Origin of the sequence: Veillonella sp. 27098_8_77 (genome assembly GCF_041431535.1) — a bacterium.
GTDB lineage: Bacteria > Bacillota > Negativicutes > Veillonellales > Veillonellaceae > Veillonella.
In genome coordinates, this window is the sequence record NZ_JAPVXW010000016.1 from 1 (window position 1) to 16,697 (window position 16,697).

Here is a 16,697-nt window from a genome sequence, read left to right on the forward strand (position 1 = left end):
TAATTTGATAGTTACAAATATAAAAGGGACTCCTTCGGGAGTCTCTTTTTTTGTACCCCTTATAAATGGTATAATAGATAAATACAGTAATTATATAAGGGGGTCGGCTGATGAATCCTTCTTTTTCACATATTCAGATGGTGGCTATCGATTGTGATGAAACCTTGTTGCGTAGTGATAACATGGTGTCAGAGTATACTAAGGATGTATTGCATCGATTACAAGATAAAGGCATTCGTATCACTATTGCGACAGGTCGTATGTACCAAACGGCAAAGCCTGTTGGCATGTCATTGCAGCTTGGTAATGTGCCAATGATTTTATTTTCTGGAGGTCTTATACAAGAATTGGAATCAGGTCGTAAGCTATTTGAGCGGACTGTGCCATTAGATACGGTGCAACGCATTTGGAACATAGCTAGTCAATATGGATGGCATATTCAATCTTATGTAGATGATTATCTATTGTGTCATCATCAGGATTGGCAATCGGATGTATATGAACGTCAAACGGGGGCTAAAGCTGAATTTTTAGGCGATTCGTTGTATGAACTTTCACAAGAGCCGAATAAATTAATTGCTATAGATACTGTTGAAAACATAGATTCTATCATTGATACATTGAGGCCCGTTGTAGGGGATACGGCTACGTTAGTGCGGAGCCAAAAGGATTTTTTAGAAATCATTGCACCTCATGTATCTAAGGGCGATGCGTTAGAGCAGTTAGCACAGCAATATGGAATTGGCTTAGAGCATATTGTTTCCTTTGGTAATGCAGAAAATGATATATCTATGCTATCTAAAACGGGGTACTCAGTAGCCGTTGAAAATGCTGTAGATCATGTAAAATCGGTAGCCCGTGAGGTATGTGGACATCATAATGAAGATGGCGTAGCTCATTGGATTGAAGAACATTTATTATAATGGAGTAAGGTATGGAAGCATTTCGTTTATTAATCGTAACTGGCATGTCTGGTGCTGGAAAAACACAGGTATTACAGGCATTAGAAGATATGGGCTATCTCTGTGTAGACAATATTCCGCCTGTATTAATTCCGAAACTGAGTGAAATTTGTCGTCAAGGTGGGGACCGTACCAATCGCGTAGCCCTCGTTGTCGATATTCGTGGCGGCGAATTCTTTGAGGCTTTATCTACTTCGTTAGAGACTTTGAAAGAGATGAAGGTAGATTATGAAATCGTTTTCATGGATGCTAGCGATGAAACCTTGATTCGCCGTTATAAAGAATCTCGACGTAGTCATCCACTCGCACCAAGTGGGCGCATTACAACAGGCCTAAGAAAAGAACGTCAAATTCTAGATTCTGTGCGCCATAAAGCAGATTATATTATCGATACAACAGATATGAAAACCGCATCCTTAAAGGAATACTTGAAAAAACGCTTTACTCAAGTGGCGGATAAACACGGTATGTCGGTAACTGTTGTTAGCTTTGGCTTTAAATACGGCTTGCCATTGGATGCAGATATGATTTGGGACGTTCGTTTCTTGCCAAATCCGTTCTATATTCCAGAATACCGTCATAAAACGGGGCGCGTACAAGTTGTTAACGACTATATTCACTCCTTTGACGTAACGGATGAATTTAAAACACACTATTTTAATACCATGGATTTCCTTGTGCCTAATTATGAGAAGGAAGGTAAAGCACAATTTATTGTAGCCGTTGGATGTACAGGTGGTATGCACCGATCCGTTGCCATGGCAGAGGCTTTGTATGCTCATTTATTAGAAAAAGGTTATCGTGTCACCGTAGAACATCGGGATATGATGAAAAATAATGTGGAAGAAGATTTTAATCCACATCAAGCAGATCTAGGGGATTAAAAGAGGTTTATATGTTACGAAAACGTTGGTTCCGGTGGTTAATTCCGGGCCTCAATATAAAACGTTGGCTTGCTCTCTATAGCTTAGGAGTTGGCTTATTAATCATAGGCATTTCACTCTTATTTAACTATCAATGGTTATCGTATATAGAGGACATTGTTCTTGCCTATTCCTATTCCTTAACGGGATATTATAATTACAATGTGTTAATGTTAGTGGGTGCCGTGCTCATCGGTATCGCGGCTATCTTGATTTTAGTTGGTACCAGCAAGGTTATTAAAACCATTATCCGTGCGGTTTTACCGGACCCATCTAGCAAGGTATCGGATATTATCTTTCAAAATATCCGCCTTGATAAAGGCCCTAAAATCGTCGTTATTGGAGGTGGTACGGGCTTATCTAATTTATTGCGTGGTTTGAAAGCTCACACATCCAATTTATCGGCTATCGTTACGGTTGCCGATGATGGCGGTTCTTCCGGTCGTTTGCGGGAAGATTTTAAAATGATTGCACCTGGCGATTTGCGCAACTGTCTCGTGGCCCTTGCGGAACAAGAAGGGGTTATGGAAAACCTTTTCCGCTATCGTTTTGAAGGGGACAATGAGCTTTCAGGTCATAGCTTTGGGAATCTCTTTATCACGGCGTTAGCACAGGTTTATGATGGCGATGTAGAGGAGGCTCTCGAGGCAGCGAGTAAATTATTGCGTGTCCGTGGTCGTGTCATTCCGTCGTCTACAGAATTTATTCAGCTTCGAGCTGAGCTCATTGATGGCACTGTTGTTGATGGTGAAAGTAATATTCCACACGCAGGAAAGAAAATTAAACGTGTATTTAGTAGTCCAGAACATCCAAAACCAGAAGGTGCTGCATTGCGCGCCATTGATGAAGCGGATGTTATCATTTTAGGACCTGGTAGTCTCTATACAAGTATCATTCCTAATTTATTGACCGACAAAATCGCGGACCATGTGAGTGCTAGTAAGGCCAATAAAATTTACATTGCCAATGTAATGACACAACCAGGTGAAACGTCAGGCTACACATTGGCTGATCACGTACAAGCTATCATCGACCATAGTGGGGTAGGCATCATCGATACGGTTCTCGCCAATGATGGACCTTTGCCAATTCAAATGGTAGAACAGTATAGCGCAGTTGGATCGGAACCTGTGGCTATCGATTCTAAGCGTTTACAAGAGATGGGGATTCGCACGGTTAGAGCAACGCTCATCAGTCAAGAAAAACCGGCTATTCATGACCCAGAACGTTTAGGTAAGGTCCTTATGGATATCATATATGCTATGAAATCAGATATGGAACCACGTGTTTTAGAATATTATTTACGCCGTGCTGATCATTAGAAAGGAAAACCTATGTCTTTTGCAGAAGATGTAAAAAATGAATTATGTGCCTATGAGCCTGAAACGGATACCGATGTGGCCATGAAGATTGAAGCATCCTGCTTATTGCGCATGGGTGGTTCCTTATTGCTCGGTATGAATGGAGCTATCGGTATACGACTAGCCACTGCTAATAATGCGGTGGCTAGACGTTTGCTAGGCATACTGAAAAAACAATACGAATTGCCGACCCATGTTATGGTGCGTCAAGGTTTGAATTTGCGGAAAAAGAATATGTATACATTGACGGTGGATCCATCTCAAGAGGGGCGTCAAGCCTTAGAAGACTTGGCTCTGTGGCCTGTTACTGAGCAGTTGCCGCGGAAGTGGTTACACTCCATGGAGGCACGACGTGCCTTCTTACGAGGTGCTTTTTTAGGGGGTGGATCCGTTAATAAACCACAAAGTGATTATCATCTCGAGTTTATGACGGGCAACGAAGATTTTGCACGAGAGATTGTATATGTATTGAAATTATTTCACATTCATGCAGGGCTGACAGAGCGTAAAGAAGAATACGTGGTGTACCTTAAAGAGGGGGATGCCGTAACGAATTGTTTGCAGGTCATGGGCGCACAGTCAGCATTAATGGAATTTGAAAACGTACGCATCATGAAAACGGTTCGAAATCAGATCAATCGTCAGGTAAATTGTGAGACTGCCAATTTACAAAAAACCGTAGATGCAGCGGTGCGCCAAGTGAAGGCCATTCGTATATTAGATGAGCATATAGGTATTGATGCATTGCCGGATAAGTTAAAAATTGTAGCTAGATTGCGCTGGAATAATCCGGAAGCAAGTTTAAAAGAATTAGAAGAAATGATGAATGGTACCTTATCTAAATCGGGTATTGGACATCGTTTAAAAAAGTTAGAAGCATTAGCCCTTACATATGATCCTATGGGGCTGGAAGAGGTTTAATATTATGTTATTTAAGAAAACATATAAGCTAGCGACGATGTTAGCAGTTATGGGAGCATTAACAGGTCATGCGGCAAGCGATATTGATTTGAACTCCATAGGATATTTTTCATTTACTCCATTACCAGCGGAATTACAAGCGCAGAAGGATACATTGTTATTATCCGATAGTCCTGAATATGTAGGTCCTGTAGGTGGCGTTTTAAGTGCTGGTAGTATAAATGGGAAGGGGCGTATCTACTTTTACCATGTAAATGAAATGGCAGAGCCCCATAAGATTGCTATTATTTTAGAGAATACAGGTAATGAGCCGAATGGTATTGCCGTGTTTCGTGAACTAAAATCCATTGCAACGCCAGACTATTTTGCAGCAGGCCGTGATTTATCACGGAAGGAATTAGAGCAACCATTGTCTGATAAGCCACTTTATTCTTTTGTGATGCCACCTAAAAGTCGTCAGCTCGTATTTACAGATTTAGAACATTCTCCAATACCTAAAGATGCTCTATTTACAGGTATCGTAGATTTGCAAACGAGTGCACCTGTATTTGCACGAGTTATGATGATTCCTATGAATCTGAACTCCATTGAGTCCTCGTATTGGGTGAATAATTTACCTATCGACCATGTGCGGTTGCGTGGTACTTTCACCGGCGCTGAAAGAGAAATGGCGGTAACAAAAGAGTATAATACCACACTTGGTGGCGCCTATGTAGAACTTGGCAATGATAGAGAAGACCGTTTTGTAGAAGGTGTAGATGAGCTTGATAATAAGGCCTATGTAAAGGATGCTGGGAACTATGGTATTTCCTATACCGTTAAAATTCCTACAAGCGGTGAAGACCCTTTCCGTCTCTATTTCAATCCATTAGGCGGTGGTTATTCTGGTTCCTTTACTGTGAAAGCACAACGTCGTTGGCAGAAGGCACCTAGTGAAAGTATGACCTATCACATCGGTGGTGATGACGGACTGATGGCATTAGGTCATAATACTGTATTAGATTCTCGATACATGGGGAACTATTACGGTGGCGATACGTTGACCATCGAGTTCATGCCGGCTGGTGCTTCGAATTTACCGGTTCGCTTCTTACTAGTTCCAGAAGCCTTAGCCAACCCTCAATATGCGCGCGTATTGGCGACCAATGAAGCTGGTCAGCGTGCATTAGAAGCAGAAGCGCAAAAAGAAGCCGCCGAAGCAGCTAGGAAGGTGGCTATTGAAGAAAAATATGTAGCAGCGAAGACGCAAAAAGAAGAACAAGCGCATCAATTAGCAGAGGCAGCTAAATTAGCGGCTGAAAAGGCAGCTGCTGCTCATAAAGCGGTTCAAGATAGACAGGCTGAGCTTGATAAACGAGATGCAGAGGAACAAGCTAAACTTAAGGCAAAAGCTGATGCTGCTGCTGAACGAGCACGTGCTAAGGCGGAAGCTGATCGACAATTGGCTGAACAAAAAGCCAAGGCCGATGCTCAAAAAGCGGAAGCAGTACGTATTGCAGCAGAGCAAAAGGCAAAAGATGATGCGGCTAAGGCAGAAGCGGCTCGTATGGAAGCGGAACAAAAAGCTAAGGCTGATGCTCAAAAAGCAGAGGCAGCACGAATCGCAGCCGAACAAAAGGCTAAGGCTGATGCAGCAAGAGCAGAGGCAGCCCGTATTGCAGCAGAAGAAAAGGCTAAAGAAGAGGCCCGCATAGCAGCCGCTAAAGTTGAACAACAACGCATAGCAGCCGAACAAGCAGCTCGTGAAAAGGCTCAGAAAGAACAGGCCGCTCGAGAAGCAGCAGAGCAAAAAGCTCGCGAGTATGCAGCTAAATTAGAAGCACAACGTTTAGAAGCGCAGCGTAAGGCGGAAGAAGAACGCATTTTGGCTGAACAACGAGCTGAGGCTGCACGCATTGAAGCAGAACGCAAAGCGGCAGAACAAGCGGCTAAAAATGAAGCTGAACGCCAAGAAGCGGCTAGAAAAGCAGAAGCGGCGCGTCAAGAGGCGGCTCGTCAGGCCGAGGAAAAACGCAAGGCTGCAGAAGCCAAAGCAGAGGCTAATCGAATTGCAGCCGAAGCAAAACGCGCTGAAGAGGCTAGAAAAGCCGAAGAAGCTCGTCAGGAAGCATTGCGTAAGGCCGAAATGGCCCGTCAAGAAGCTGCCCGTAAAGCTGAGGAAGAGCGCTTAGCAGCGATTGCGAGAGCTCAAGAAGAAGCGCGTAAGGCTGAGGAAGCACGTCAACGAGAAGAGGCTCGTAGAGTGGAAGCCGCTCGTCAAGCTGAGGAGGCTCGCTTGGCAGCAATTGCGAAAGCCGAAGAAGAAGCACGCAAGGCGGAAGAACGACGCATTGCAGAGGAAGCGAAACGGGCTGAAGAAGCGCGTAAAGCCGAAGAAGCACGCCGTTCTGAAGAGGCCCGTAAGGCTGAAGCTGCAAGAATTGCAGAAGCAGAACGTCTTGCTGAGGCAGCTCGACAAGCCGAAGAAGCTCGCATCCGCGAAGAAAACCGCGCTGCAGAAGCGGCACGTAAAGCAGAGCGTGAACGTATTGCGAAGGAACAAGCAGAAGCGGCTAGAAAAGCTGAAGAAGCTCGTCAATTGGCAGAAAAACGATACCGTGAATACGAAATTGCACAAGAACAAGCCAAAGAAGCGCGCCGTCGTGCTGATATTCAACGGGAAGCTCAGAAAAAGGCAGCTCAACGGGCTGAAGAAATCCGCTTAGCTGCACAACGACAAATCATCGCTAAGCGAAACGCAGAAATTGCACGTCAAAAATTGGCAGAAGAACGTGAAGCAGCGCGTATTGCAGCACAAGGTGGTAAACGTCGTAGCTTTGCTGAATTGAATGATGTGAATACAAATGTGGATCAAGATGAAGATACAACACAAAATGCTGTATCCATTGATCAATTGACGAGAAAACAACAGTAAAGTAATCGGTTGATTCGCAGACTTTATCGGATGTCCATTAGGGCATCCGATTTGTGTTTCTTCATGGGAATTACATTGACTTTCACAGGTAATTTCAGTACAATGAATAGAGATAAGTGCAATATACAGTACGAGATACTGTAGCATTACAAAATCCCTTTTAAATTGGTCCAGAGAGGCTAAAAAAGGACATATAGTTGAAGCGCCCTCAAGGGCTTCTTTGTGCAAACTATTCGACCTTTTGCCCTGGGGCAAGAGGTCTTTTTTGTTATACGGTTAGGAGGCAATCATGGGACAAGTGAGCTTGCATGGCAAACATTTGTTAGGGTTACAACATGCTACACCTGAAGAGATTAAATTGATTCTAGATGTAGCGAAAAAGATGAAGAAGGTTGTTTTGTCTGATGACAAAAAAATCCCTTACTTGAAAGGTAAGGCGATTATCAATCTATTCATGGAACCTAGTACACGTACGCGTAGTTCCTTTGAACTAGCAGGTAAATATTTAGGGGCAGATGTAATCAATATTACACCAAGTGGTTCCTCTATGGGTAAGGGTGAAAGCTTCCGCGATACATTATTAACATTGTCCTATATGGGGACGGATGCTATCGTAATGCGCAGCAGCGCAGAAGGGGCTCCTCTTTATGCGACAAAAGCCGTTGATCCTATCATCATCAATGCTGGCGATGGTGCCCATGAACATCCAACACAAGCATTGCTCGATATGTTCTCTATCATTGAACGCAAAGGTTCACTAGAAGGTAAAAAAGTTGTTATCGTAGGCGATATCATGCATAGCCGTGTAGCTCGCTCCGATGTTTACGGTCTTACTAAAATGGGGGCCGACGTTCACTTAGCAGGTCCTCGCACCATGCTCTATCCTGAGCTTGAAAAAATGGGCGTTACCATTCATCACGATGTGCGTGAAGCTGTAAAAGATGCAGACGTTGTCAATGTACTTCGCATTCAATTAGAACGCATTCACTCTGCTCTATATCCAACAAATCGCGAATATGCGCGTATCTTTGGTATCAATAAAGATGTATTAAGCCTAGCAAAAGATGATGTTATGGTTATGCATCCAGGCCCAATGAACCGTGGCCTTGAAATTTCCCCAGATGTAGCCTACTGGGATCAATCCGTAATTCAAGAACAAGTACGCAATGGTGTATCCGTTCGTATGGCTGTATTGTACTTAACAATTCATGGAGGTGACGGTAGTGAGCTTGCTTATTAAAAATGGTACGGTAGTCAATCCGGCAAAACAACAACATGAAGTAGCAGACGTTCTCGTGAAAGATGGTAAAATTGCAGCCATCGGTCAAAATTTAAGTGCAGATGGTGCTGAAGTATATGATGCAACAGGTCTTATCGTAGCACCGGGCCTTATCGATATTCATACACATTTGCGCGAACCAGGCCAAGAAGCAAAAGAAGATTTTCATTCTGGTACACAAGCGGCAGCTGCTGGTGGTTTTACACGCGTCGTGACTATGGCGAATACAACACCAGTCGTAGATAATGCGGCTCTTGTAAGAGGTTTGAAAAAACAAGCTGAACTTACAGGCGTAGTAAAAGTAGAATTTATCGGTGCTGTATCCAAGAATCTAGAAGGTAAAGAACTTGCTGAATTAGGCGATATGGCTGAAGCTGGCGTTGTAGCGTATTCTGATGATGGTCACTATGTAGAAAGCGCTGCTTTCATGCGCCGTGCATTGGAATATTCTTCCATGTTTAATAAAATGGTTATCGACCATGCAGAAGATATTAGCTTGACTAAAAATGGTCATATGCATGAAGGTTTCGTATCCTATGAAATGGGCGTTATCGGCCGCCCAGCTGTAGCTGAAGATTTGGCTGTAGCTCGTGATATCTTATTAGCGGAAATGACTGGTGGTCATATTCATATCGCTCATGTAAGTAGTAAAAATACGGTTGATATGGTACGTCGTGCAAAGGCGAAAGGACTTAATGTAACATGTGAAGTAACAAGCCAACATTTATCCTTTACTGATGAGTACTTGCGCGACTATAATCCGGCTTTCAAAATGGCACCGCCAATTCGTTCCGAAGATCATCGTCAAGCATTGCTAGAAGGTTTGAAAGATGGCACTATCGATGCTATCATCACAGACCATGCACCACATGCATTCGAAGAAAAAGACCACGAATTCTGCTGTGCTCCAAACGGATTTAGCGGTCTTGAAACATCCTTGGCTGGTGTTATTACAAATGCTTACGGTCCAGATAAACTTAGCATCGACCAAGTGGTGTACTACATGAGTACGCGCCCAGCTGAGTTGATGCATCTAGATGCAGGTGTTCTAGAGGTTGGTAAACCAGCAGATATTACAGTATTCTCTACTACGGAACAATGGACTGTAGATCGAAATAAATTCTATACAAAAGGTAAAGTCAGCCCATTTGATGGCATGACTGTTACTGGTAAAGCAAAACTTACCGTTGTAGACGGTAATATCGTTATGAAGGAGGGCGTGGTCCTATAATGAAAGGCAAATTAGTTCTGGAAGACGGTTCCGTATTTGAAGGTTCCCTATTGGGCGGCGCTCCAACAGTGGGCGAAGTCGTGTTCAACACGGGCATGACTGGGTATCAAGAAATTTTGACTGACCCATCCTATGCGGATCAAATCATTACATTAACATATCCATTGGTTGGTAACTATGGCACATTAAATGCTATTACACAAGGTCCAAAACCTTACTGTAAAGGCTTTATCGTAGGTGAACTATGTGATTTCCCATCCAATTGGCAAAATGAAGGTCTGTTCAGCGAATATTTACGTCTACATGGCATTCCTTGCCTCTATGATGTAGATACGCGTGCTATTACGCGTACTATTCGTAACCATGGTGTTATGAAAGGCGTACTTGTGCGTGCTGATTATCCGATGGAAGATATTCAAAAATTATTTAAACAAGAATTGCCTACAGACCAAGTTATGCGCGTCACTACAAAATGGCAAGGCATGCGTGGCGATAAAAATGCAGAATTCCATGTGGCTGTAATGGATTATGGTGTAAAAGAAAATATTCTTCGCTCCTTAGAGGTTGCTGGTTGCCGTTTAACTGTATTCCCAGCAGACTCTAAAGCAGAAGATGTACTCGCTGTTAATCCTGATGGCATTTTCTTGTCCAATGGCCCTGGAGATCCTCAAGATCTAGGTTATGCAGTAGAAGAAGTGAAGAAAATGTTTGGTAAGAAACCAATCTTTGGTATCTGCATGGGGCACCAAGTATTGGCACAAGCATACGGTGGCACTACATTTAAACTAAAATTTGGTCACCGTGGTTCTAACCACCCTGTACAAGATCTTCGTACCGGCCGTGTATATATTACATCTCAAAATCATGGCTTTGCCGTAGATGATTCTTCTTTGCCTGATTATATTGAAATCACACATCGCAGTGTGAATGATGGTACTGTAGAAGGTATGCGCCACAAAGAATTACCAATCTTCTCCGTACAATACCATCCAGAAGCGTCCCCTGGACCTACTGATAACCTATATTTGTTTGATGAATTTGAAGATATGATGAGAAAGGGAAAATAATATGACCACAGAAGCAAAAAAAGTACTCGTAATTGGTTCTGGTCCAATTATTATCGGCCAAGCAGCAGAATTCGACTATGCTGGTACACAAGCGTGCCGTTCCCTTCGTGAAGAAGGCTACAAGGTAGTATTGGTTAACTCTAACCCCGCAACAATCATGACAGATACAGATATTGCAGACCGTGTATATGTAGAACCTATTAGCCTTGAATTCGTAACAGAAGTTATTAAAAAAGAACGCCCTTGGGGCTTATTGGCTACATTGGGTGGCCAAGTAGGTCTAAATATGGCCGTTCAATTATCTGAAGCAGGTGTACTCGAAGAGTATGGTGTTAAACTACTTGGTACAACGCTAGAAGCTATTAAACATGCAGAAGACCGCGAACTTTTCAAGGAAGCGATGAAGGAAATCAATCAACCAGTTCCTGAATCCGACATCTTCAATGACCTTGAAGAGGCTGTAGCCTTTGCAAATCGCATCGGTTATCCTATCATCATCCGCCCTGCATACACATTGGGTGGTACTGGTGGCGGTATCGCTCATAATGAAGATGAAATGTATGAAATCACACGCCGTGGTTTGAAACTTTCACCAATTCACCAAATCTTGGCGGAACGTTCCGTTGCAGGTTGGAAAGAAATCGAATACGAAGTAATGCGCGATAGTGCAGATAACTGTATCATCGTATGTAACATGGAAAATATCGACCCTGTAGGCGTACATACGGGTGACTCCATCGTTGTGGCACCAAGCCAAACATTGAACGATATTCAATACCAAATGCTTCGTACTGCATCTGTAGATATTATTCGCTATTTGAAAATTGAAGGTGGTTGTAACGTACAATACGCATTGAATCCAGATAGTAACGAATATATCGTTATCGAAGTAAACCCTCGTGTATCTCGTTCCTCTGCGTTGGCGTCTAAAGCAACTGGTTATCCAATCGCGAAGGTAGCTGCAAAAATTGCAGTAGGTATGACATTGGATCAAATTACAAATGCTGTAACAGGCGAAACAAAAGCATGCTTCGAACCAACACTTGACTATGTAGTAACTAAGTTCCCTCGTTGGCCATTTGAAAAATTCAATTTGGCAGACCGTACCTTGGGCACTCAAATGAAGGCGACTGGCGAAGTTATGGCTATCGACCGTACCTTGGAAGGTTCTTTATTGAAAGCTATCCGCTCCTTGGAAATCGGTTTAGACCACATTGAGCTTAAGAAAATCGCTCATGAGTCCATGGAACAATTGATTGAACGTTTACATTTAGTAGATGATGAACGTATCTACGTTGTGGCTGAAGCACTTCGTAAGGGAATTAGCGTAGAAAAAATCCACTACATTACTAAAATCGATACATTCTTCATTGAAAAAATCAAAAATATCGTCAATGTAGAAAAAGCGTTAACTGAACATGGTTTGACTCAAGATGTGTTGCGTTTAGCTAAACGCTATTCCTTCCCTGATACTGTTATCGCACGCTATGCGAATACAACTGCAGAAGAAGTAAAAGCGAAACGCAAAGAATGGAATATTCTTCCAACTTATAAATATGTAGATACATGTGCTGCAGAATTCGAATCCAAAACACCGTACTACTACAGTGCATACGCACAAGAAGACGAAGTTAAACCATTGGGTGAAAAATCCGTTGTCGTACTTGGTTCTGGTCCTATCCGTATCGGTCAAGGCGTTGAATTCGATTACTGCTCCGTACATTCCTCTTGGGCTCTTCGCAAAGCGGGTTACCAATCTATTATGATCAACAATAACCCGGAAACAGTATCTACAGACTTTGATATTTCCGATTCCCTATACTTCGAACCATTAACAGTGGACGATGTTATGGAAATCATCGATAAAGAACAACCAGCTGGCGTTATCGCTCAATTCGGTGGTCAAACGGCTATCAACTTGGCTGGTCCATTGGCTAAGCGTGGCGTAAAAATCCTCGGTACATCTGTAGATAGTATCGATATGGCAGAAGACCGTGAACGTTTTGACGAATTGCTTGCTAAACTTGGTATTCCTCGTCCAGTAGGTGCTCTTGTTACATCTGATGAAGAAGCACAAGAAGCAGCTAAGAACTTAAAATATCCATTGATCGTTCGTCCTTCTTATGTATTGGGCGGTCGTGCTATGGAAATCGTATACAACGATAAAGAACTTGACCTATACATGAAGGAAGCCGTAGTAGCATCCAAAGAGCATCCAGTTCTTATCGACCGTTACATGGTTGGTATGGAAGTAGAGGTTGACGCTATTTCTGACGGTACCGACGTATGTATCCCTGGTATTATGGAACAAATCGAACGCGCCGGTGTTCACTCTGGTGACTCCATGGCAGTTTATCCAGCACAACATTTGAGCCAAGAAATTATCGATCAAATCGTAGATTATACACGTCGTATCGCAATTGGCCTTAATGTTAAGGGCGTTCTTAATATTCAATACATCGTGGCTGATGGCGAACTTAATGTAATTGAAGTTAACCCTCGTTCTAGCCGTACTGTACCATTCATCTCTAAGGTTACCGGTATCAATATGGTAGAATGTGCAACTCGAATTGCTCTTGGTGAAAGCTTAAAAGATTTAGGCTTACCTTTAGGTCTTGTACCTAATAAACCATACGTGGCTGTAAAAGCACCGGTATTCTCCTTCTCTAAAATGGGCCTTGTAGAAATCGCTCTTGGACCTGAAATGAAATCTACTGGTGAAGTAATGGGTATTGGTCGTACTTACTCTGAAGCATTGTTTAAAGCTATCAATGGCGCCAACATGCGTATCCCAGAAGATGGTACAATTCTTATGACCGTAGCAGACCGCGACAAAGCAGAGGCTTGTGAACTTGCAAAAGGTTTCATCGACCTTGGTTATCACATCGAAGCAACTGGTGGTACAGGTAAATACTTTATTGAACATGGCGTAAACTGTAAGGTTGTTAATAAGATTCATGAAGGCGAAGACAACTGTGCTGACCACATTCGTCAAGACAAAGTCGATCTCGTACTTAACACATTGACAGCAGGTAAACGTCCTGAACGTGAAGGTTTCCAATTGCGCCGTCTTGCTGTAGAAATGGGTACACCATGCTTAACAAGTCTTGATACAGCTCGTGAAGTATTGCGCGTTGTAGCGAACCGTAAAGATGATGCTAACTACAATGTAGAAGCATTGCAAGATTTTGAATTGGAGTAATACCATGAGTGGCTATGTAGAACAGGGCGAAGTCGTTCGCAATGAGCAAATAGGCTCTGATGTGTGGATTATGGATATTCACGCACCAAAACAAGCAGCAGAAGCAAAGGTAGGGCAGTTTTGTAATGTTCGCGTAGCGGACTCTACGGCGCCATTATTGCGTCGCCCTATTAGCTATGCTGGATTTGATGCCCGAAAGGGTATTATTACCCTTTTGTACCGCGTCGTAGGTAAGGGGACGGATATTATGACTCGCCTCGTGCCTGGTGATACATTAGATTGTTTAGGCCCATTGGGCGAACCTTTTGTAACATCTGAGAATATGCTTCTCGTTGGCGGTGGCGTTGGTATTGCACCGATGCTATGTATCGCCTCTCATTTACAAAAGGGTGAATCTGCGCAAGTTATCTTGGGCTTTAGAAATGAAAGTGAAACCTTCTGGGCAGATTTGTTTAAGGATACACCTGTACAGGTTCATATCACCACAGATGATGGCAGTGTAGGGACAAAGGGCTTCCCAACAGCTATTATGCCTGAATTAATCAATTCTAATACATTCACTTCCGTTATGACCTGTGGTCCAATGCCGATGATGAAAGGTGTGGCACAAGTGTCTAAAGAACTCAATGTACCTTGCCAAGTGTCCCTAGAGGAACGCATGGGCTGTGGTACAGGTGGTTGCTTGGGTTGTGCTTGTGATGGTCAAGGCGGTAAGCGCTATAAAGTATGTAAAGATGGTCCTGTATTCCCAGCTGAGGAGGTGTTCTTTTAATGAGTGAACGCGATTTAAATAACACCGTTACACCGAATCCAAAACTTGCCATCGATTATTGCGGTATTAAGATGAAAAATCCTATTATCGCTGCATCTGGTACCTTTGGAAATGGTCCTGAATACGCTGGGTATCTAGATCTTAGCAATGAGGTGGGGGCCATCTCTGTGAAAGGATTAACCCCAAAGGGGCGTCATGGTAATCCGGGTCCGCGTATTGCAGAAACTCCATCTGGTGTTTTAAACTGTATTGGTCTTGAAAATCCTGGGGCAGAACATTTTGTCACAGATATTTTGCCAGGCCTAAAAAAATATGACGTTCCATTACTAGCGAATATGTCTGCTGGCACGGTAGAGGAGTTTGCATGGATGGCTGAAACCTTATCCGTAGACGGTATCGCAGGCCTTGAGGTCAATGTTTCTTGTCCAAATGTAGCCTGTGAAGGGATGGCATTTGGCGTTGACCCAAAGGTGGTAGAACAGGTAACTAAGGCTGTTCGTAAGGTAACAGATAAGCCAGTTATTGTAAAACTTTCACCAAATGTAACAGACATCGTAGAAATTGCAAAGGCTGTAGAAGCCGGCGGTGGTAATGGGGTCAGCCTCATAAATACATTGTTAGGCATGGCTATCGATATTCATCGTCGTAAACCATTGTTAGGCAACATTTATGGAGGACTATCTGGTCCAGCTGTGAAACCTGTGGCACTCCGTATGGTTCACCAAGTCTATAAAGGCGTTAACATTCCTATCATAGGCCTTGGTGGTATCATGAGTGGTACAGATGCCATCGAATTTATGATGGCCGGTGCGCAAGCCGTACAAGTTGGTACGGCTACGATGGTAGATCCTACATCGATTTCTCGCATTGCTCGTGAAATGAGCGATTATGTTGAACAATATAATTTAAATAGTATTACAGATATTGTTGGTGCTGTACATCAATAACTGTGTAATAACAACAGAAAAGCAGGAATTGGCAATGCCAGTTCCTGCTTTTTCGTGTATATGCGATTGTTTCGTATCAATATTGGTAAATGTATTATACATAGGCCTTATAGAAGTCTATAAATTGTTGTGCCACTGGTGAAAGAGCATGGCCTTTTAAGGTGATGAATGCTTTCTTATAGTCACCGGAAAATTCAGGCAATTTAATGCGTGACATTTTACGATGGTTAACCATTTCCTTGGTATCCATTGGAACCAATGCCACCGTACGGCCGGATGATGCCCATTCGATAGCAGACGTCTTAGTTGTTGTAATCGCACTCACATTTAGATGCTCCATATCTGTTAAGGAGGATTGCATAATCATTCTCACAGAACCGCCAGATAAGGAAAGAGGACATAGTTTAATATCATCCCAGGTGATGGTATCGTGTTCGCGATCAGTCCAGAACACATCACGTCTAAATAATGCATATAGGTGTTCCTCTTGAGTTAAGAGAATATCAAATTTGTCAGTATCTACCATTTGGATATTAGCAATTCCAATTTCTGCACTACCACTGATGAGCTGTTTTACTACATTGGTCATGAGGCCTTCGTAAATCTCGAAGTGTACAGATGGGTATTTCATGGAGAATGCCGGCAAATATTGTTGTACGATGGGGGTGGAACGGGATGCGGAGGTAGCGATACGTAGTGTACCTTCGATACGTGAATTTAGTTGTTGTACCGCATTATACGTAGATTCCTCAATGGAACATAATTGCTGAGCTTTTTCATAAAAGATCTTACCTGCATCGGTAAGTTGTAAATTGGAACCCCGTTGGCCTCGTTTTATATTGATGAGCTGAGCGCCAAATTCTGCCTCTAAATATTTTAACTGCTTACTCAAAGCTGGTTGTGTAATATGGAGAATTTCTGCAGCTTGTGTCATGTTTCCTGTTTGAACAAGGGTTATAAAATTGTGATAATACGATGTGTCCATAAAATCCCCCTTTAATACACAAATTATGATAATTAAAATTTATAACTAATGAAGGAATAGTTATTTTACCTTTTAAGAAATGTCATATATACTATACACATCAAGAGAATTAAAGCACATAAAAAGTTGTTTT

Annotated in this window: 12 protein-coding genes; 11 read left to right on the forward strand and 1 reads right to left on the reverse strand. The window is 42.7% G+C overall.

Annotated features, from left to right (window positions below; genetic code table 11):
- Positions 1 to 110 precede the first annotated feature (110 nt).
- The 11 genes from O3617_RS08355 (at position 111) to O3617_RS08405 (ending at position 15,579) form a co-directional block, all read left to right on the forward strand.
- Complete coding sequence (locus tag O3617_RS08355) at positions 111 to 923, forward strand: Cof-type HAD-IIB family hydrolase (RefSeq protein ID WP_371449535.1); 813 nt, start codon at positions 111 to 113, stop codon at positions 921 to 923.
- Between the two features lie 11 nt (positions 924 to 934).
- Entirely contained in the window at positions 935 to 1,846 is a 912-nt protein-coding gene (gene rapZ, locus O3617_RS08360) for an RNase adapter RapZ (protein ID WP_038125210.1), read from the forward strand.
- Positions 1,847 to 1,857: 11 nt separating this feature from the next.
- A complete protein-coding gene (gene yvcK, locus O3617_RS08365; protein ID WP_371449536.1) occupies positions 1,858 to 3,207 on the forward strand; it encodes a uridine diphosphate-N-acetylglucosamine-binding protein YvcK in 1,350 nt (449 codons plus the stop codon).
- 12 nt (positions 3,208 to 3,219) lie between these two features.
- Entirely contained in the window at positions 3,220 to 4,167 is a 948-nt protein-coding gene (whiA, locus tag O3617_RS08370; RefSeq protein WP_371449537.1) for a DNA-binding protein WhiA, read from the forward strand.
- 4 nt (positions 4,168 to 4,171) lie between these two features.
- Positions 4,172 to 7,081 (forward strand): ATPase, encoded by a 2,910-nt coding sequence (locus O3617_RS08375; RefSeq protein WP_371449538.1) that lies wholly within the window; start codon positions 4,172 to 4,174, stop codon positions 7,079 to 7,081.
- Between the two features lie 289 nt (positions 7,082 to 7,370).
- Positions 7,371 to 8,321, forward strand: a complete 951-nt coding sequence (locus O3617_RS08380; protein ID WP_005377928.1) for an aspartate carbamoyltransferase catalytic subunit — start codon at positions 7,371 to 7,373, stop codon at positions 8,319 to 8,321.
- A complete protein-coding gene (locus O3617_RS08385; RefSeq protein ID WP_371449539.1) occupies positions 8,305 to 9,591 on the forward strand; it encodes a dihydroorotase in 1,287 nt (428 codons plus the stop codon). The genes O3617_RS08380 and O3617_RS08385 overlap by 17 nt, the downstream gene beginning before the upstream one ends.
- A complete protein-coding gene (gene carA / locus O3617_RS08390; RefSeq protein WP_301834508.1) occupies positions 9,591 to 10,658 on the forward strand; it encodes a glutamine-hydrolyzing carbamoyl-phosphate synthase small subunit in 1,068 nt (355 codons plus the stop codon). Before O3617_RS08385 ends, carA begins: the two co-directional genes overlap by 1 nt.
- 1 nt (position 10,659) lies before the next feature.
- A complete protein-coding gene (carB, locus tag O3617_RS08395; protein ID WP_371449540.1) occupies positions 10,660 to 13,860 on the forward strand; it encodes a carbamoyl-phosphate synthase large subunit in 3,201 nt (1,066 codons plus the stop codon).
- A 4-nt stretch (positions 13,861 to 13,864) separates the two neighbouring features.
- Positions 13,865 to 14,632, forward strand: a complete 768-nt coding sequence (locus O3617_RS08400; protein ID WP_371449541.1) for a dihydroorotate dehydrogenase electron transfer subunit — start codon at positions 13,865 to 13,867, stop codon at positions 14,630 to 14,632.
- Entirely contained in the window at positions 14,632 to 15,579 is a 948-nt protein-coding gene (locus O3617_RS08405) for a dihydroorotate dehydrogenase (protein ID WP_316601359.1), read from the forward strand. Before O3617_RS08400 ends, O3617_RS08405 begins: the two co-directional genes overlap by 1 nt.
- A 94-nt stretch (positions 15,580 to 15,673) precedes the next feature.
- Here O3617_RS08405 and O3617_RS08410 read toward each other — a convergent pair whose 3' ends face one another.
- The gene (locus tag O3617_RS08410; RefSeq protein ID WP_316601358.1) at positions 15,674 to 16,564 is read right to left on the reverse strand and encodes a LysR family transcriptional regulator; all 891 of its coding nucleotides are present in this window, start codon (positions 16,562 to 16,564) and stop codon (positions 15,674 to 15,676) included.
- Positions 16,565 to 16,697 lie beyond the last annotated feature (133 nt).